Below are 17,002 nucleotides of genomic sequence, written 5' to 3' on the forward strand. Positions count from 1 at the left end.
CATGCAGAGAGAAACCGTATTCGACCTGATCGGCGTCGGCTTCGGGCCGTCGAATCTGGCGCTGGCCATCCGCCTCGAGGAACGGCGCGCGGCGCGCCCGCTCGCCCATTGCTTCGTCGAGCGCCAGCCTGAATTCGGCTGGCATCGCGGCATGCTGCTCGACGACTGCCGGATGCAGATCTCGTTTCTGAAGGATCTCGTCACGATGCGCGATCCGAAAAGCCGCTACACGTTCATCAACTACCTGTTCGAACGCGGCCGGCTGAACGAATTCGTCAACCTGAAGAACTTCTATCCGACCCGCGTCGAATTCCACGACTACCTGAGCTGGGTGGCCGACGCGTTCGACGATCGCGTCCATTACAGCGAGACCGTCCTCGCGATCGAACCGGTGCGCGGCGACGGTGCGAGGATCGACGCGCTGCGCGTGCTGTCGCGCGACGCCGGCGGTCACGAGCGCCAGCGCGTCACGCGCGCGCTGTCGGTCGGCGTCGGCGGCACGCCGGCGGTGCCGGACGCGTTCGCCGCGCTCGGCCGCGACCGCGTGATCCATTCGTCATCCTACCTGACCGACATCGACCGGCTCGTCGCGTCGCCGGACGGCGAGCGCCGCCGCGTCGCCGTGATCGGCGCGGGGCAGAGCGCGGCCGAGGTGTTCATCGATCTCGCGCGGCGCTTCCCGCACGTCGACGCGAGCCTCGTGATGCGCGCCGGCGCGCTGAAGCCGGCGGACGACAGCCCGTTCGTCAACGAGATCTTCAGCCCCGAGTTCACCGATGTCGTCTATGCGCAGCCGCACGACGCGCGCCGCGCGCTGCTCGAGCGCTATCGCGACACGAACTACGCGGTGGTCGACCGGCCGCTGATCGAACAGATCTACGAAATGCTGTACCTGCAGCGCATCGACGGCACGCCGCGCCATGCGCTGCTCGCGAACAGCGCGATCGAGGCCGCGGTGCGCACCGCCGACGGCCGCATCGAGCTGACGCTGCGCGACCGGATGAGCGGCGACACGCGCGTCGAGCGCTTCGACGCGCTCGTGCTGGCCACCGGCTACCGCCGCGACACGCATTCGGCGCTGCTCGAAGCGCTCGCGCCGCATCTGGGCGACGCGCTGGCACGCGGCGACGTCACGCGCGACTACCTGCTCGCGACGCCCGAGCACTTCGCGCCGCGCATCTACCTGCAAGGCTGCTGCGAAGACAGCCACGGCCTGTCCGACACGCTGCTGTCGGTGCTGGCGCGCCGCGCGGACGAAATCTGCGCGTCGCTCGAAGACGGGATCGCACCCGCCCATGAAGAAGGCGCGGCCCGGGCAACACAGGAAAAACGACAGGAAAACGGGGCGAGCGCGAGCCGGATGGCTTTCGCTCTTTGACAAAGGCGCGGTCGGAGACCGCATGAAAAAAGTGGAGCAGAGAAAGATGGAGTGGGCAACAGGCACGCGTTTGCGTGCGATCGCAGCCGCGGCGAGCGTGGCGTTCGGTGTGGCGGCAGGGCAGGCACATGCCCAGACGGCGCCGGCCGTGAACGCAGGCGCAGCGGCATCGGCCAGCAGTGCGCAGAACGGTGCGGCGGCGAGTGCGTCGGCCAGTGCGTCGACCGGCACGCTGCCGACGATCAACGTCAACGCGGCCTCGGAAGGGGACGGCGCAGTCGGCCTCGTCGCGAAGCGCAGCCGCACCGGCACGAAGACCAATACGTCGATCAACGAGATCCCGCAGACGATCAACGTCGTCACCGCGCAGCAGATCGAGATGACCGGCGCGACCGACGTGAACGCGGCGCTGCGCTACGTGCCGGGCTTCTCGTCGTACGGCTCGGACAACCGTTCCGACTGGTACGCGGCGCTGCGCGGCTTCACGCCGACCGCGTACGTGAACGGGCTGCAGGTGCCGAACACGCTGAACCTGTCGAGCTGGCGCGTCGATCCGTACATGATCGACAGCATCAGCGTGCTGCGCGGGCCGACCTCGGTGCTGTACGGCGCGGGCGACCCGGGCGCGATCGTCGACGTGCAGACCAAGCTCGCCGACGGCGAGCGCGTGCGCGAGGCCGGCGTGCAGATCGGCAACTACGCGCGCAAGCAGTTCATGATCGACGTCGGCGACAAGCTCGACCCGGACGGCAAGTATGCGTACCGCTTCGTCGGCGTCGCACGCGACGGCAACGCGCTGACCGGCCCGAACAACGACCAGCGCGTCGCGCTCGCGCCGTCGTTCCGCTGGCGCCCGAACGCGGATACGTCGCTGACGCTGTCGGCCACCTATCTGCAGGACTGGGGCGACATCTCGTCGAACTTCCTGCCCGCGCAGGGTACGGTGCTGCCGAACCCGAACGGTCAGATCAACAAGGACGTGTACGAAGGCGATCCGAACTTCAATTACTACCGCAAGAAGCAGTGGTCGGTCGGCTATCAGTTCGAGCGGAACCTGACGCCGGCGTGGACGTTCCGCCAGAACACGCGCCTGATGCACCTGTCGCTCGACAACGGTTCGGTATTCGGCAACGGCTTCGTCGACGGCAGCACGACCGACGTGTCGCGCTGGGCCGGCGTGTTCCAGATGAACTACAGCCGCTTCGACATCGACAACAACCTCGAAGGCCGCTTCGCGACGGGCCCGCTGCAGCACACGCTGCTGCTCGGCTTCCAGTACAACCGCCAGACCGCGACCGACAGCGAATGGCTCGCCGCCGCGCCGCCGCTGAACATCTACAACCCGGTCTACCAGCCCGTCACGACGGCGGTGTTTACGCCCGATTCGACGTTCCGCACCAACACGTACACGACGATGAACACGTTCGGACTGTACGCGCAGGACCAGATCAAGTGGAACCGCTGGACGCTGACGCTCGGCGGCCGCGAGGACTGGGTCAACATGCGGATGGACGACCGTGCGGCCGGCACGTCGACGAAGGCGGACGTCACGGCGTTCACCGGCCGCGTCGGCCTCACGTACCAGGGCGACTACGGGCTGTCGCCGTACGTCAGCTACGCGACGTCGTTCAACCCGCTGATCGGCGTGAACCTGGTCGGCGGCGGGCTGCCGCAGCCGACGCGCGGCAAGCAGATCGAAGCCGGCCTGCGCTGGCAGCCGCCCGGCAAGAACCTGATGCTGAACGCGGCGATCTACCAGATCAACCAGACCAACGTGCTCACATCGGCGCTGCCGAGCCAGGACCCGACCGGCACGAAGTCGGTGCAGACCGGCGAAGTACGTTCGCGTGGGATCGAGCTGAGCGCGACCGGCAAGGTCACGCGCAACCTGTCGGTGATCGCGTCGTACGTGTATCAGGACGTGAAGAACGTGAAGGCCAACGACGCGTCGCTGAACAACTGGCCGGTCGACATTCCGCGCCCGCGCCAGATGGCGTCGCTGTGGACCGACTGGACGTGGCACACGGGGCCGCTCGCGGGCTTCGGCCTGGGCGGCGGCATTCGTTACCAGAGCGCATCGGCCGGTGCGGCCGACAACTCGCTGACGGTATCGAGCGTCACGCTGTTCGACGCGGGCGTGCACTACGACACGCGTAACTGGCGCTTCGCGGTGAACGGGACGAACCTGGCCAACCGTCACTACATCAGCGGTTGCCAGTCGACGAACGTCTGTGTGTTCGGCACCGACCGTACCGTGATCGCGACCGCGAAATACAACTGGTGACGATGCGCGCCACGGCTCGCCGGCCGGCCTTCGTGGCCGGCGCGGGCGGGCCGCGGCGCCTTCGTCCGCTTTTCCACGACCCATCCATGCCGAAGAAAAACCTCGTCTACATCCAGTCGCTGCGCAACGGCGCGGCCGATCGTGCCGGGCAGCCGGTCGCTTATCAGGGCGGCACGCGCTACATGAAGGCGCCGCTCGAATATCTCGTCGAACGCCTGAACGATTCGTCACTCGGCGAGCGCTACACGCTCAAGGGCGTGATCGTCGATGACGATGACGGTTCGCCGGCCGACCGCGCGAAAGTCGCCGACTACGGCTTCGCCCGCACGCCGGGCCGCCCGTGGATCCTGCCGGAAGGGTTGACGGTGCAGGGCCGGCCGGTCGACGACCTGTTCTGCACGATTGCGTCGACGTACCGGCGGCTGCCGCGCGACGCGCGCGAGCGCGTGGCCGGCAAGCAGGCGTTCGAGCGCCGCCTGCTCGAGCGCCTGCTCGAACTCGACGCCGACGTCGTCGTGCTCGACGGGCTGCTTGTGATCCTCGACGAACTCGTGCGGCCCGGCGCGCGCTTTCACCGGCGCATCGCCAACATCCACCCGGGCATCACGGCCGACGGTTCGCCGTACCAGCGGCGCGGCGCATGGGCGACGCTCGACGCGCTGCACGGCGCGCGCGGCGAACGGGTCGACTGGTCGAACGGCATGACGTCGTCCGTCGAGCCCGTGATGATGACGGGCGCGTCGTTTCACTACGTCGACAACGGCATCGATTCCGGCGAGGTGATCTGCGACGTGCTCGACACGCCGATCGCGCCGGATGACACGATTCTCGAACTGCGCTGGAACAACTTCCAGCGCAGCCTGTTTCCGGCACTCGAGCGGGGGCTGCATGTCCTTGCCGATCGCCACGACGCGGGAGCACTGTGATGCAGGACACGCTGACGAAACCGGCCGGCGCCGCGGACGCCGTCGAGGGTGAAGTGGCCGCCGCGCTCGACGGCGCCTCGCACGGGCAGGCGATGGCCGTCGCCGAGCATACGCTCGACGCGTGGCGGCCCGACGACTCGCCGGACGTATTGCTCGCGGCATTCGTCGCGCTGTTCAACACCGACACGCGCTACGACGCGGCGACGATCACGGTGCCGCTCGGCGGCGCCGATGCGGCAGCCGTCGCGGCGTACGCCGCGCGCGCGGTGCGCGAGGGCGTGATCGACGGCGCACAGGTTGCCGGCGACGCGCTGCGCTTCACCGTGTCGCGCGCGACGTTCTGGCAGAACCCGCGGCCGTGGCTGAAGTCGCCCGCATCGGGGGGAATGCCGCTGCGCCATGTGATCACGAACGGCCACCGGCACCCGGTGCGGCCACCGTCGCCGGCCGGCGAGATCTATGCACGCTACATGCCGCAGGTCGGGATGACGTTCAGCCTGCGCACCGTCGACGTCGACGCGCACGCGGACCTGTTCAGCGGCTGGATGAACCTCGATCGCGTCGCGCATTTCTGGGACCAGCGCGGCACGCGCGACGAGCACGCGGCATATCTCGCCGAGCGGCTCGCCGATCCGCACATGCACCCGATGATCGGCTATTTCGACGACACGCCGTTCGGCTATTTCGAGTTCTACTGGGCGAAGGAGGACCGCCTCGCGCCGTTCTACGACGCGCACGACTACGATCGCGGGCTGCACCTGCTGATCGGCGATTCGCGCTTCCAGAGCGCCGGCAAGCTGCATGCGTGGTGGAGCGGGGTGCTGCACTACATGTTCGTCGACGAACCGCGCACGCAGCGGCTCGTGGGCGAGCCGCGCGTCGATCACGTGCGGCACATCGCGTACATGCACCGGCTCGGGTTCTACACGCTGAAGGAATTCGACTTCCCGCACAAGCGCGCGGCGCTCACGGTGATCGAGCGCGATACATTCTTCGACACTTTCAAATTGCCGTAACGGAGCGGGTGCGCGGTGCGGCGCGAGGTTGCGCGCGGCGCCGTGGCTCGCGGGCATCGGCCGTCCGGGATATGGACCGCGCGGCCGGCGTCGTGAAGAATGGATCGCTCTCCTCATCGACGACAGGCCCTCGACATGGCAAAAACATCCGCGACGGCATGGGGCGCGACATCCGGTTTGCGTGCGCCGAAATTGACATATGCCGGCACATGTCCAGAATGGGCGCATCGTACTCCCATGGAGTGGCTCATGCGCACCGTTTCCATTTTCAAGAATGCTCGTAACCAGGCAATCCGCATCCCGAAGGACATGGAGTTCGAGGGGGTGACCGAACTCGAGATTCGCCGCGAGGGCGACACGCTGCTGCTGCGGCCGGTGCGGCCCACATGTCTCTCGTTCGCGAGCGAACCGCCGGCCGACGCCGACTTCCTCGCCGAACGCCCGGCCGTCATCGAGCCCGGCCGCTTCGACCTGTCCGACGGTGGCGGCGCCGCACCGACGGAGTCCGGCCAGTGACCACGCTCTACATGCTCGATACGAGCATCTGTTCGTTCATCATGCGCGAGCGGCCGCCCGTGGTGCTGTCCCGGTTGCAATCGTGCGTCAATGCGCAGCACCGGATCGTCGTCTCGGCAATTACCTATGCCGAAATGCGATTCGGCGCGGCCGGCTAGAAGGCATCGCCGAAGCATGCGGAACTCGTGACGGCCTTTGTGTCGCGGCTGGATGGCGTGCTGTCGTGGGGCACGGCGGCCGTCGATGCAACAGCCGCGATCCGTGCCGATCTCGCCGCGCGCGGCACGCCGGTCGGCGCGAACGACGCATCGATCGCCGGCCATGCGATCGCGGCCGGTGCGGTGCTCGTCACGCACAACAGCCGCGAGTTCGGTCGTGTGGCCGGGTTGTCGCTCGAAGACTGGGCCGCCTGAGCGCCGTTCGGGATCTGTTCGGTCGCTCGGCAGTTGCGCATCGGCGCGTCAAGCGCGTGACGCGGGTTCGTCTGCGAGAAAGGCGTTGCGGAATGCGTCGAGATACCGGTCGGCGTCATCGCTGAATTCACCGGGCAACAGCGCAAATGCACGTGCCAACAGATCCTGGCCGAGCACGGCATAAGTTGCTTCGTCCGACAACAGCGCACGGATCGCGTCACGCGTTTGCGGCGAAGCGATCCGTTTCGCCTGTCGCGCGAGCAGCGCGGCAGCGGCGAGTCCCGGCCGGCGTGCGTCGACCTCAAGCGGGCGGTTGGGCGAGGTATCGGCCATGGATGCGATCGGCGATGGCGAGATTGCGGCTGTCGCCGGACGAGACGAGATCCGCGTAGATCAGCAGCGGCGGCACGACCGGGACTTCCTGCTCGCGCCAGTCGAGTGCGGCAGACGGCGGCCAGAACGCTTCGACGAGTTCGACCTCGCCGCCCTCGTCCGGACGCAGGCGGCCCTGGAGCAGCAGCCGGTTCGACGCGGTACCGTGCGTATAGACGGTGATCGCGGCCGGCTTCAGGTCGTGCGTCAACAGGTCGGCCGCCGGCTCACCGCCGAGCCGCGCATCGAATGCCGCGAAATCGAAGCTGCGCCACCAGTCGGGCGCGAGGCTGGCAAACCGGCGGCTCGGCAGTTTCGCGCGCAAGCGGCTCGGATACAGCGCGACCCATTCCTGCACGAAGCGAGGCCAGTCGGGAAGCAGGCGCTCGCCATTGCGGCGCTGCCCGACGAGGCCGCGCGCAATCAGGTCGTCCATCGCGAGATTGACCGTGCCGAGCGCGACGTCCGACGCGGCGGCGATCGCCCGGTACGGTTGCGCGACGAGGCCCGGCTGTGTCGCGAGCGCGAACATCACGGCCAACCCCTTCGGCGTCGTCGCGCGCGACGACTGCCGGCGCGGTGCACGTGCGGGCTTCGGCCGGCCGGCGATCATCACGGTCGCCTCCGGCTGAATCAGGCATGCGTTGCCGGCGGTATCGAGAAACGGGATGCCCTGGTCGGTCAGGCCGGCGGCCAGTTCGGCCGACAGATGCGGCGTGACCAGCATCAACGGGCGTTCGCCGGGCACTGCGCTGCCGCCTCGACGCAATGCCGCCAGCGCGCCTGCCAGCGATTCGACGCGCAGGCTCACGGCGACCGGCATCTCGAATGTCTGCCCGGCGATGTCGAAGCGGATCATGGCGTCGGCGCGCGCCTTGTAGGCGGCCGGCACGCGCACGGGCCGTGCGCGAAAGCGCCGGGTCGCGCGTTCGAACGCGACGCAGGCTTCGTCAAGCACGTGCTGTTCCGACACGGAGAGGGCAGGATTCGCGGGCATCGACAGGGATCGCATGTTCATTTTTTGTCAGCGTACACAAAAAATGTACGATGCTCAAAAAGTGAACAAGAATGCGCAAGGCATTGATACATAGTCACTATTTTATAATTTTTAACGATAGTCATCGGGGCCCTCGCGCACAAGAAATCGATGGATGGCGCGTAGTCTGGCGCGTTCGGTTGCTGCGCGGCAGTCGTCCGGATGGCCAGCTTGCGTGCGTCGCGCATCGTTCCCAATATGGCAACTGACGGTTGCTACCGCGACGACTTTCCGTCTGCCCGGTTGCCGTCGAACCCACTATCCTTGGCTGCACATTCCCCACAGGACAGGAGACGACACCGTGACGCACAGCGTGATTCCCGCAGGCCTCGCCGACGAAATGATCGAGATCCGGCACCGTATCCATGCCCACCCCGAGCTCGGCTTCGAGGAATTCGCGACGAGCGACCTCGTCGCCGAGCAACTGCAGTCGTGGGGCTACACGGTGCACCGCGGGCTTGGCGGCACGGGCGTCGTCGCGCAGCTGAAGGTCGGCGAAGGCACGCAGCGTCTCGGCCTGCGCGCCGACATGGACGCACTGCCGATCCACGAGGCCACCGGCCTTCCGTACGAGAGCAGGATCGCCGGCAAGATGCACGCGTGCGGCCACGACGGCCACACGGCGATGCTGCTCGCGGCCGCGAAGCATCTTGCGCGCGAGCGCCGCTTCTCGGGCACGCTGAACCTGATTTTCCAGCCGGCCGAGGAAGGGCTCGGCGGCGCGAAGAAGATGCTCGACGAAGGGCTGTTCGAGCTGTTCCCGTGCGACGCGATCTTCGCGATGCACAACATGCCCGGCTTCCCGACGGGCAAGTTCGGCTTCCTGCCGGGGTCGTTCATGGCGTCGTCGGATACGGTGATCGTCGACGTGCAGGGCCGGGGCGGCCACGGCGCGGTGCCGCACAAGGCGGTCGATTCGGTGGTGGTCTGCGCGCAGATCGTCATCGCGCTGCAGACGATCGTGTCGCGCAACGTGTCGCCGCTCGACATGGCGATCGTCACGGTCGGCGCGATCCACGCGGGCGAGGCGCCGAACGTGATTCCCGATCGCGCGCAGATGCGCCTGTCGGTGCGCGCGCTGAAGCCGGAGGTGCGCGACCTGCTCGAGACGCGCATCAAGGAAGTCGTGCATGCGCAGGCGGCCGTGTTCGGCGCGACCGCGACGATCGACTACCAGCGCCGCTATCCGGTGCTCGTCAACGATGCGGAAATGACCGCGTTCGCGCGCAACGTCGCCCGCGAATGGGTGGGCGACGCGAACCTGATCGACGGGATGGTGCCGCTCACCGGCAGCGAGGATTTCGCGTTCCTGCTCGAGAAGCGGCCGGGATGCTACCTGATCATCGGTAACGGCGACGGGGAGGGCGGCTGCATGGTGCACAACCCCGGCTACGACTTCAACGACGCGGCGCTGCCGACCGGCGCGTCGTACTGGGTGAAGCTGGCGGAGACGTTTCTGGTTTGACGTCGGAAACGACGCTTACGGCGCGAGGTTGGGCATCGACAAGGTCGCCGCAACGGCGGAGCGCCGGAAGTCCCAGACTCGGGAAAACGATGGCCGCATTGAAAGAGAAATGACTCATGTCGCAAAACGCATCCGTTTCCCGGCGCGACCACTTTGCCGAACTCGTCGATACCCAAGTGCAATCGGAACAATACGGTTCCGCAAGCGACGTCGAACGAACCGGTTTGCGGCTTCTCGAATCACGCGACATGCAGGTGCGCGCGTTGCAGGAAGCGTTGAAGGCCGGGGAGGTATCGGGAGCACTCAGGCCATTCGACCGCGAGGCCTTCCTGGCCCGCATGCGGGCCGCGCATGACGGCTAAAGGCAGCGTCGGCTCGCCCCGCTGGCCGAACTCGATCTCGAAGACATTTGGCGCGATACCGTCGGGCGTGGGTCGCTCAAGCAAACCGACCTTTACCACCGCGATCTGATCGGAACCATGGAAGCGCTGGCGCGCGGTGAAAAGGTCGGCCGGACTTGCATTGTTCGCGATGGATATTTCCGGTACGCCGTGGGCTCCCACGTCGTGTTCTATCGTGAAACGGAATACACGATCGATTTGATTCGGGTCCTGCATCAACGCATGGACATCGAACAACATCTGTAGTCGCACAAAGCAGGCACGTGATCGTTGCGACGGGGCATGCAATCCCGGTATGACTTGAGCGATCCCGAATCTAGAACGCTTCCCCGCTGAACATCGCCACGACCGCATCCGGATTCGACGGCCAGTACATGTGCATGTACGTCGCGACGATCGCATCGCGTCGATAGACGGCTTCGCCGCTGCCCGATGCGCCGTCGGGGCGCACGGCATTCGCGACCGGTTCCAGCGGCGTCTCGAGCCGCGAATAATGGAACGTATGCCCCCGCATCGTCCCGCTGCGGGTGTCGAGCTGCTGCATCCCCAGCGCCGCGAACCGGCGCTGCATCGTCGCGTGACCCGGCAACAGCCCCAGCATCGGCGTCGTCACGCCGTCCACGTCGGTCAGCGATTCGCACAGATACACCATCCCCCCGCATTCCGCGACGATCGGCCGGCCGGCCGAGGCGTGCGCGCGAATCGTTCGCGCGGTCGCGGCATTCGCCGCGAGTGTCGCCGCATGCAGTTCCGGATAGCCGCCCGGCAGGAACAGTGCGTCGCAATCGTCCGGCACGGGTTCGTCGGCGAGCGGCGAGAAGAACCGCAATTGCGCACCGAGCGCGTCGAGCAACGCAAGATTCGCCGGATAGATGAACGAAAAAGCCCCGTCGCGCGCCACCGCGATCCGCTTGCCGGCGAGCGCACGCGGCAGCGGCGCCGCTACATCCGGTTCCGCGAACGCAACGGCCGGCGGCAACTCGGCAAGCGCCGTCTGTGCGAGCACGTCGGCCGCGCGATCGAGCCGCGCATCGAGATCGTCGATGTCGTTCGGCTGGTGCAGGCCGAGATGCCGCTCCGGCAGCGCGATGCCCGCATCGGCCGGCACGTGCCCGAGCCAGCGCAAATCGTCGGGCATCGCCTGTTGCAGCAGTTCCGCGTGTCGGGCCGACCCGACGCGATTCGCCAGCACGCCGTGAAACGGCAGTCCCGGCCGGAACCGCGCGAGCCCGAACGCGATCGCGGCGAACGTCTGCGCCATCGACTTCGCGGAAATCACCGCGACGACCGGCACGCCGAACGCGGCCGCGAGGTCGGCGCTGCTCGGCGTGCCGTCGAACAGCCCCATCACGCCTTCGATCAGGATCAGGTCCGCGTCGCGCGCGGCATCGGCCAGCAGCGCGCGGCAGCCGGCCTCGCCGACCATCCCGAGATCGAGCGCATGCACGGGCGCGCCGCTCGCGCGTTCGAGCAGCATCGGATCGAGAAAATCGGGCCCGGTCTTGAACACGCGCACGCGCCGGCCGAGCCGGCGGTGCAGCCGTGCCAGGCCAGCCGTCACCGACGTCTTGCCCTGGCCCGACGCGGGCGCACTGACGAACAGCGCAGGGCAGGCGGGCATGCTCAGAACTCCACGCCGCGCTGCGCCTTCACGCCTTGCTCCTTGTACGGATGCTTGACGAGCCGCATTTCGGTGACGAGGTCGGCCGCGTCGATCAGCGCATCGGGCGCATGCCGCCCGGTCACGACGACGTGCACCGAATCGGAACGCGCAGTCAGCGTCGCGAGCACCTCGTCGAGCGGCAGGTATTCGTACTTCAGCACGGTGTTCAGCTCGTCGAGGATCACCATCCGGTAGTCGCCGCTCTCGATCATCCGGCGCGCCTCGTCCCAGCCCTTGCGCGCGGTTGCGATGTCGGCGTCGCGATCCTGCGTGTTCCACGTATAGCCGTCGCCCATCGTGACGAAATCGCATTCGGCCACCGCACCGAGGAAGTCGCGCTCGGACGTATGCAGCGCACCCTTGATGAACTGCACGACACCGAGCCGCATGCCGTGGCCGAGCACGCGCACGGCCATGCCGAACGCGGCCGTGCTCTTGCCCTTGCCGTTGCCGGTGTTGACGATCAGCAGGCCCTTTTCGTTGACGGCGGCGGCCTGCTTCTTCTCGTGGCCCGCACGGCGGCGTTCGGTCATCCGTTGATGGGATTCGGCGTCGGTTTTCATCGGATTCGTCCTGTCGAAAGAAAGCGAAACAAAGGGTTCAGAGCGGGCCGGCGAGTGCGACCGTCACGCCGTCCCGGATGGATTTGGGGCCCAGCAGCCGGCCGTGCGGCGCCGCGAGCTGTGCGCAAGGCTCGGCCACGCCCGCGACGCCGAAGCGGGCGAGCGCGGCATCCGACGGGCCGCTCGCGGCCAGCTCCGGGCGGCTCGCGAGCTGCGCCGCATCGAACGCGACGAGCGGCCAGCCGCGTCGCGCGCACAGCGTGCGCAGCGCACGGGCGCGCGCCTTGTCGGCGAGCGTGGCCACGAGCGCCGGTTCGGCGGCCGGGTACGGCATCAGCGCCGCGCGGATCGCGGCATCGAGTTGCGCGGCCGTCACGCCGGCACGGAAACCAATGCCGAGTGCGACACGCATCATGCGCCGCCGCCGAGCGCGGCACGTACCGCGGGATCGTCGGCGAACGCCGCGACGCGGCCGATCACGACGATCGCGGGTGAACCGATGCCGGTGGCGTCGATACGTTCGACGAGCGTGTCGAGCGTGGCGAGCACGTGCCGTTGTTCGACGCGCGTCGCGTTCTCGATCGCCGCGCACGGCGTCTCGCCGGGCAGGCCGCCTTCGCGCAGCGCGGTTGCAATCGCGTCGAGCCGGCGAATGCCCATGTAGATGACGATCGTCATGCGCGTGGCCGCGAGTGCGCGCCAGTCGGGTTCGTCGGCGCCCGCGCCGTGGCCCGTGACGAAGATCACGCCCTGCGCATCGCCGCGCTGCGTGACCGGGATGCCGATGGCAGCCGGCGCGGCGATGCCCGCGGTAACGCCGTTCACGACCTCGACCGGGAATCCCGCCGCGCCGAGCGCGGCCAGCTCCTCGCCGCCGCGGCCGAACACGAACGGATCGCCGCCCTTGAGCCGCGCGACGCTGCGGCCCGCGCGCAGATGCGCGAGCATCGCGGCGACGATCGTCTCCTGCGGCGTCGATGCATGGCCGCCGCGCTTGCCGACGTGCTCGACGTGCGCATCGGCGCGCGCATGGCGCAGCACGTCGGGATTCACGAGATCGTCGACGAGCAGCACGTCCGCCACGCCGATCGCGTGGGCGGCCTTGAGCGTCAGCAGGTCGGCATCGCCCGGGCCGGCGCCGATGAGCCAGGCGCGGCTCATCGGGCGCGGCACGGCGCGCACCGTGTCGTAACGGGGAAAAGGGGCAGGCGGGCGGCCCGGCGGCGGCCAGCGGACAGGTGAACCATGACGAATCGAACGAAGCTCGCGCGGACGCGGGCGGAATGCGCACCTCATCCGTCCCCCGCGGATCGGGCGTTCGGCGAGCGTCGGGCTCGCCCCTTGCGTCGGCCGGTATCCGGGCTGGCCGCTTGCCGGGCCGCAGCCTTCCCGCCCGGCTGAAGGGCAGTGGCATCGAGGGCGGCCTGGGCGCGTGCGCGGGGAAGCGCGTCGCGCGGGCGGCGTACCGTTGCGGGGACAGCACAGGCCGGGCGGTGGTCCGCCTCCTGTTTCCCGTTTAACTGCACGCGCGGAATGCGCATGCGAGCACCGAACGCGGCGCTACGATAGCACAGCGCACATCGGGCACGGCGCCGGCGAACCGGGCCCGTATCCGTTCGGTACTCGATCCGGCGGCGCTGCGTTGTCCGGCCGTAATATTGGTGTGCGATCCTCTGGCCAACGTCACGACCAAGGCGCGGGCTTCGGGCCCCCGGTCGCACGAGGCTGACGAAATCCATACCAAAATCGGCTCGCTCTGCCGGACCTGCAGGGCGATGACCACTACATCGCAAAGCGCTGCACCTATGCCGAACGTACGCAGGTGGACAACCTCCCATGGGGCCGGCCATGCACTCGCTATCTGCGTGCTGGTCGTTTCGGCAGGACTGGCGTTGGCAGTGTGGCCACAGGTCACGAAGATCGTGCTGGCGCGATCGGTTGCCGCGCTGGGGATGCAAGTCGTCCAGCAGATCGACGTTGTATTCGACTCGGCGGCCAGGACGCTTGCCGACGTCGATGCCTCGCCGTACGCCGCCTGCTCGCCCCAGGATCGGCGCCTGTTGCGATCGGCTTCCGTGCAGTCGAAGTACATCAAGGACGTCGGACGCCTGTCGGGCCCCGATCTGCTCTGCACGACGATGCTGGGCGTGCTGCCCAGGCCCTTTGCGCCGAAGCGGCAGCCATTCCGGCTGACCGACGCGATGTCGGCCTTCTGGACTGTGCCGTTGTTGTCGAGCCCCGACACGCTGGGGCTGGTGGTCGCCGGGGGGAGGGCGAACCTGCTGATGGATCTGGACGCCTTCAGGGTGCCGCCGCCTCCGGGCCTGCACTACGTGATCGAACTCAAGGACCACCCGGCCGCGCTCGTCATCGGACTCGACAAGCGCGGCGTCCCGGCGTACGTCGATGCCGGCCAGGTGCCGGGGTTTCGGGACGGCAAACCATTCTGCTCGGCGCGGGTGCCGCTGTGCACCGTCGTCGTCGTGACGCCGCAGGCGCTCGCGAACGCGCGTCGGCGCGCCGGCTGGCTGCTGGGGATCGCCGCCGGCGCGGCGGGCTGCTGTCTGGGGCTCGGCGCGTGGGTGCTGCACCGGCGCTGGGCCGCGCTCCCGGCGCAGATACGTCGAGCGCTGGCAAACGGGCAATTCGTCCTGCGCTATCAGCCGATCGTTGCGCTGGGCGCGTCATCGCGAATCGTCTCCGCCGAAGCGCTGATCCGCTGGACCGGCGGGCCGGCCGCCCCGACGTGTTCATTGCCGAGGCCGAACGCGCGGGCATGATCGTCGACGTCACGGCGTTCGTCGTACGCACGGTCCTGCGGGAGATGCGCGTGCTGTTCGACAGCAGGCCGGACTTTTGCGTCACCATCAACGCCAGCGCGCCCGAATTGCGGGACGGCAGCCTGATGGCGACGCTGAACGGCTGCTGGCCGGCCGGATTGCCGCGCCGGCATGTCGGCGTCGAACTGACCGAACGGTCGACCGTGGAGCTGCCGGAAATCGTGCCGGCACTGCGGCAATTGCGCGAGCTCGGGCATCCCGTCTACATCGACGATTTTGGCACCGGCTACTCCAGCCTGAGCCTGCTGCAGCATCTTCCGATCGACTACATCAAGGTCGACCGTTCGCTGCTGCCGGTCGCGCCGCAGCATGACGGCACTTCGTTCATTCCGGAGATCCTGGCGATCGCCCGCCGGCTCGGGGCCGGCCTGGTCTTCGAGGGCGTCGAGACCCGTGAGCAGGCGGACATGCTCGACATCCCCGGGCAGTCGATCCGTGCACAGGGCTGGTATTTCGGGCGTCCCGATACCGTCGAAGCGCTGCGCCACGCGATCGCGGCGCAGTCGCCGGGAACCGGCTGAGCCGCTGGACCGAAAAGCCGGCCGCGACGCGCGCTCGCGTGGGCTCGCGGGCCGTCGTCTTGACGCTCTCGGCCCACCCGCCTACACTCGCACGCGTTTTGGTGCTCGCGCGTGCCGCTCCGGCGCGCGCAGTTAAACGGGAAACAGGGAGCCTGCCTGCACCGCAGTCGAGCCAACCTGTGCTGCCCCCGCAACGGTAAGCGAACGCGTCGTGCCCGCCACGACGCAGCGCCGCTTCGCCGCATGCCTGCCGCATGCGGACGACCGCCACTGGATGCCGTGCATCCGGGAAGGCGAAGCGGCGTGTTCGTCAGCCCGGATACCGGCCAGGACGTTGGATCCAGCGCCGCGGGGAGGCGGCGCATCGTCCACGGCCGCAGTACGCCCAGACGTCCGAGTGTTTCCCGCTTCCTCCGCCGAACCGTCCGCTGCATGCACGCGCCGGCGTGGCGTGCGGCGGGCGGCACGGGCAGGGCACGCGGCAGCCGTGTTGGCATTCACCCTGTCGACCGTTCGCAAGGGAGCATCATGCTCGACTCGTTCCTCCGCCTGTTCAACGACAGCCCGTCCGGGCTGCGCGGAAAAATCGCCGCGATCTACTCGCTGCTCGTCGCGTTCAACGTCGCCGCGTGGATCTGGGCCTTCGTCGCGTTCCGCGACCAGCCCGTGCTGCTGGGCACCGCGCTGCTCGCGTACGTGTTCGGGCTGCGCCACGCGGTCGATGCCGACCATATCGCCGCGATCGACAACGTCACGCGCAAGCTGATGCAGGGAGGCCGCAGCCCGCTCGGCGCGGGCCTGTTCTTCTCGCTCGGCCACTCGACCGTGGTGATCGTGATGTCGGCGGCGGTCGCGCTGACCGCGGCGTCGCTCGCGCGCTTCGAGAGCGTGAAGACCTGGGGCGGCGTGATCAGCACGAGCGTGTCGGCATTCTTCCTGCTCGTGCTCGCGGCCGCGAACCTGCTGATCCTGATCTCCGTGTACCGCACGTTTCGCGCGGCCCGTCGCGGCGAGGCGATCGTCGATGCCGATCTCGACATGCTGATGAACCAGCGCGGCGTGCTCGCGCGCCTGTTCCGGCCGCTGTTCCGCCTCGTGTCGCGCAGCTGGCACCTGTATCCGGTCGGCTTCCTGTTCGGCCTCGGCTTCGATACCGCGACCGAGATCGCGCTGTTCGGCATTTCCGCGACGCAGGTTCAGGGCGGCATGTCGTTCTGGTCGGTGATGGTGCTGCCGGCGCTGTTCACCGCGGGCATGACGCTCGTCGACACGACCGACGGCATCCTGATGATGGGCGCGTACCGCTGGGCATACGTGCGGCCGATCCGCAAGATCTACTACAACATGACGATCACGTTCGTGTCGGTGCTGGTCGCCGCGCTGATCGGCGGCATCGAGGTGCTCGCGCTGCTCGCCGACAAACTCTCGCTGCAGGGCCCCGTCTGGGCATTCTCGACGCTGGTCGCCTCGCATTTCGGGATGCTCGGCTACGTCGTGATCGGCCTGTTCCTCGCGTGCTGGATCGTATCGGCCGCGATCTACCGCCTCAAACGATACGACGAGATCGACGTGACGCTCTCGGCCTGACTCCCTCATTCGACACAGGAC

General features: G+C 68.1%; 16 protein-coding genes, 2 pseudogenes and 2 riboswitches. Of the genes and pseudogenes, 12 read left to right on the plus strand and 6 right to left on the minus strand.

The genetic code is table 11. From position 1 onward, the window contains the following. The first annotated feature begins 1 nt into the window (after nucleotide 1). The 6 genes and pseudogenes from LXE91_RS13720 to LXE91_RS43660 all read left to right on the plus strand — a co-directional run bounded on the left by LXE91_RS13720 (nucleotide 2) and on the right by LXE91_RS43660 (nucleotide 6,533). Nucleotides 2-1,378 (plus strand): lysine N(6)-hydroxylase/L-ornithine N(5)-oxygenase family protein, encoded by a 1,377-nt coding sequence (locus LXE91_RS13720; RefSeq protein WP_039358642.1) that lies wholly within the window; start codon nucleotides 2-4, stop codon nucleotides 1,376-1,378. Nucleotides 1,379-1,424: 46 nt separating this feature from the next. Continuing rightward, entirely contained in the window at nucleotides 1,425-3,662 is a 2,238-nt protein-coding gene (locus tag LXE91_RS13725) for a TonB-dependent siderophore receptor (protein ID WP_455550411.1), read from the plus strand. Between the two features lie 86 nt (nucleotides 3,663-3,748). Beyond that, nucleotides 3,749-4,588: a formyltransferase family protein gene (locus LXE91_RS13730; protein ID WP_039358638.1), complete on the plus strand. Its 840-nt coding sequence runs from the start codon at nucleotides 3,749-3,751 to the stop codon at nucleotides 4,586-4,588. Then, nucleotides 4,588-5,604: a GNAT family N-acetyltransferase gene (locus LXE91_RS13735; RefSeq protein WP_039358635.1), complete on the plus strand. Its 1,017-nt coding sequence runs from the start codon at nucleotides 4,588-4,590 to the stop codon at nucleotides 5,602-5,604. The genes LXE91_RS13730 and LXE91_RS13735 overlap by 1 nt, the downstream gene beginning before the upstream one ends. A gap of 249 nt (nucleotides 5,605-5,853) precedes the next feature. Then, nucleotides 5,854-6,120 (plus strand): type II toxin-antitoxin system VapB family antitoxin, encoded by a 267-nt coding sequence (vapB, locus tag LXE91_RS13740; protein ID WP_046196769.1) that lies wholly within the window; start codon nucleotides 5,854-5,856, stop codon nucleotides 6,118-6,120. Then, nucleotides 6,117-6,533, plus strand: a pseudogene (locus LXE91_RS43660) (type II toxin-antitoxin system VapC family toxin). The gene vapB and the pseudogene LXE91_RS43660 overlap by 4 nt, the downstream one beginning before the upstream one ends. Before the next feature lie 48 nt (nucleotides 6,534-6,581). Here the strand turns inward: LXE91_RS43660 and LXE91_RS13755 are convergent. Next, nucleotides 6,582-6,818 (minus strand): annotated as a pseudogene (locus LXE91_RS13755) (nucleotidyl transferase AbiEii/AbiGii toxin family protein); the annotation flags it as partial. A gap of 16 nt (nucleotides 6,819-6,834) precedes the next feature. Beyond that, complete coding sequence (locus LXE91_RS13760; protein WP_039358630.1) at nucleotides 6,835-7,902, minus strand: type IV toxin-antitoxin system AbiEi family antitoxin; 1,068 nt, start codon at nucleotides 7,900-7,902, stop codon at nucleotides 6,835-6,837. A 340-nt stretch (nucleotides 7,903-8,242) separates the two neighbouring features. Between LXE91_RS13760 and LXE91_RS13765 the strand changes: the two genes are divergently transcribed. The 3 genes from LXE91_RS13765 (at nucleotide 8,243) to LXE91_RS13775 (ending at nucleotide 10,053) form a co-directional block, all read left to right on the plus strand. Continuing rightward, a complete protein-coding gene (locus LXE91_RS13765) occupies nucleotides 8,243-9,406 on the plus strand; it encodes a M20 aminoacylase family protein (protein WP_039358627.1) in 1,164 nt (387 codons plus the stop codon). 116 nt (nucleotides 9,407-9,522) lie between these two features. Next, nucleotides 9,523-9,768 (plus strand): type II toxin-antitoxin system ParD family antitoxin, encoded by a 246-nt coding sequence (locus tag LXE91_RS13770; protein WP_076841742.1) that lies wholly within the window; start codon nucleotides 9,523-9,525, stop codon nucleotides 9,766-9,768. Nucleotides 9,769-9,813: 45 nt separating this feature from the next. Continuing rightward, entirely contained in the window at nucleotides 9,814-10,053 is a 240-nt protein-coding gene (locus LXE91_RS13775) for a type II toxin-antitoxin system RelE/ParE family toxin (RefSeq protein WP_232490759.1), read from the plus strand. Between the two features lie 70 nt (nucleotides 10,054-10,123). Here the strand turns inward: LXE91_RS13775 and LXE91_RS13780 are convergent, their stop codons facing one another. Genes LXE91_RS13780 through cobA form a run of 4 tightly spaced genes read right to left on the minus strand, consistent with a single transcriptional unit; the run spans nucleotide 10,124 to nucleotide 13,194 of the window. After that, the gene (locus LXE91_RS13780; protein WP_039358619.1) at nucleotides 10,124-11,428 is read right to left on the minus strand and encodes a cobyrinic acid a,c-diamide synthase CobB; all 1,305 of its coding nucleotides are present in this window, start codon (nucleotides 11,426-11,428) and stop codon (nucleotides 10,124-10,126) included. A 2-nt stretch (nucleotides 11,429-11,430) separates the two neighbouring features. Next, entirely contained in the window at nucleotides 11,431-12,033 is a 603-nt protein-coding gene (cobO, locus tag LXE91_RS13785; protein ID WP_039358616.1) for a cob(I)yrinic acid a,c-diamide adenosyltransferase, read from the minus strand. 37 nt (nucleotides 12,034-12,070) lie between these two features. After that, on the minus strand, nucleotides 12,071-12,448 hold the full coding sequence (locus LXE91_RS13790) for a cobalamin biosynthesis protein (protein WP_039358613.1): 378 nt from the start codon (nucleotides 12,446-12,448) through the stop codon (nucleotides 12,071-12,073). After that, the gene (gene cobA / locus LXE91_RS13795; RefSeq protein ID WP_039358610.1) at nucleotides 12,445-13,194 is read right to left on the minus strand and encodes a uroporphyrinogen-III C-methyltransferase; all 750 of its coding nucleotides are present in this window, start codon (nucleotides 13,192-13,194) and stop codon (nucleotides 12,445-12,447) included. The genes LXE91_RS13790 and cobA overlap by 4 nt, the downstream gene beginning before the upstream one ends. Nucleotides 13,195-13,364: 170 nt before the next feature. Next, nucleotides 13,365-13,601, minus strand: a riboswitch (cobalamin riboswitch). 297 nt (nucleotides 13,602-13,898) lie between these two features. Here cobA and LXE91_RS13800 point away from each other — a divergent pair. From LXE91_RS13800 to LXE91_RS13810, 3 genes are all read left to right on the plus strand, one after another. After that, a complete protein-coding gene (locus tag LXE91_RS13800) occupies nucleotides 13,899-14,813 on the plus strand; it encodes a CSS-motif domain-containing protein (protein ID WP_278068087.1) in 915 nt (304 codons plus the stop codon). Next, nucleotides 14,810-15,394, plus strand: coding sequence for an EAL domain-containing protein (locus LXE91_RS13805; RefSeq protein ID WP_278068088.1), 585 nt, complete (start codon nucleotides 14,810-14,812; stop codon nucleotides 15,392-15,394). Before LXE91_RS13800 ends, LXE91_RS13805 begins: the two co-directional genes overlap by 4 nt. Before the next feature lie 82 nt (nucleotides 15,395-15,476). After that, nucleotides 15,477-15,739, plus strand: a riboswitch (cobalamin riboswitch). 183 nt (nucleotides 15,740-15,922) lie between these two features. After that, complete coding sequence (locus LXE91_RS13810) at nucleotides 15,923-16,981, plus strand: HoxN/HupN/NixA family nickel/cobalt transporter (protein ID WP_039358605.1); 1,059 nt, start codon at nucleotides 15,923-15,925, stop codon at nucleotides 16,979-16,981. The last annotated feature ends 21 nt before the right edge of the window (nucleotides 16,982-17,002 follow it).

It is taken from the genome of Burkholderia contaminans, from assembly GCF_029633825.1.
GTDB classification, from domain to species: domain Bacteria; phylum Pseudomonadota; class Gammaproteobacteria; order Burkholderiales; family Burkholderiaceae; genus Burkholderia; species Burkholderia contaminans.

What these genes read in the sequence shown, in the direction of transcription:
- LXE91_RS13805 (WP_278068088.1), top strand. Translation starts at nt 14,810, where the DNA reads ATGATCGTCGACGTCACGGCGTTCGTCGTACGCACGGTCCTGCGGGAG.
- LXE91_RS13780 (WP_039358619.1), bottom strand. Translation starts at nt 11,428, where the DNA reads ATGCCCGCCTGCCCTGCGCTGTTCGTCAGTGCGCCCGCGTCGGGCCAG.
- LXE91_RS13730 (WP_039358638.1), top strand. Translation starts at nt 3,749, where the DNA reads ATGCCGAAGAAAAACCTCGTCTACATCCAGTCGCTGCGCAACGGCGCG.
- LXE91_RS13725 (WP_455550411.1), top strand. Translation starts at nt 1,425, where the DNA reads ATGGAGTGGGCAACAGGCACGCGTTTGCGTGCGATCGCAGCCGCGGCG.
- cobA (WP_039358610.1), bottom strand. Translation starts at nt 13,194, where the DNA reads ATGAGCCGCGCCTGGCTCATCGGCGCCGGCCCGGGCGATGCCGACCTG.
- LXE91_RS13810 (WP_039358605.1), top strand. Translation starts at nt 15,923, where the DNA reads ATGCTCGACTCGTTCCTCCGCCTGTTCAACGACAGCCCGTCCGGGCTG.
- LXE91_RS13790 (WP_039358613.1), bottom strand. Translation starts at nt 12,448, where the DNA reads ATGATGCGTGTCGCACTCGGCATTGGTTTCCGTGCCGGCGTGACGGCC.
- LXE91_RS13735 (WP_039358635.1), top strand. Translation starts at nt 4,588, where the DNA reads ATGCAGGACACGCTGACGAAACCGGCCGGCGCCGCGGACGCCGTCGAG.
- LXE91_RS13720 (WP_039358642.1), top strand. Translation starts at nt 2, where the DNA reads ATGCAGAGAGAAACCGTATTCGACCTGATCGGCGTCGGCTTCGGGCCG.
- LXE91_RS13760 (WP_039358630.1), bottom strand. Translation starts at nt 7,902, where the DNA reads ATGCCCGCGAATCCTGCCCTCTCCGTGTCGGAACAGCACGTGCTTGAC.
- vapB (WP_046196769.1), top strand. Translation starts at nt 5,854, where the DNA reads ATGCGCACCGTTTCCATTTTCAAGAATGCTCGTAACCAGGCAATCCGC.
- cobO (WP_039358616.1), bottom strand. Translation starts at nt 12,033, where the DNA reads ATGAAAACCGACGCCGAATCCCATCAACGGATGACCGAACGCCGCCGT.
- LXE91_RS13770 (WP_076841742.1), top strand. Translation starts at nt 9,523, where the DNA reads ATGTCGCAAAACGCATCCGTTTCCCGGCGCGACCACTTTGCCGAACTC.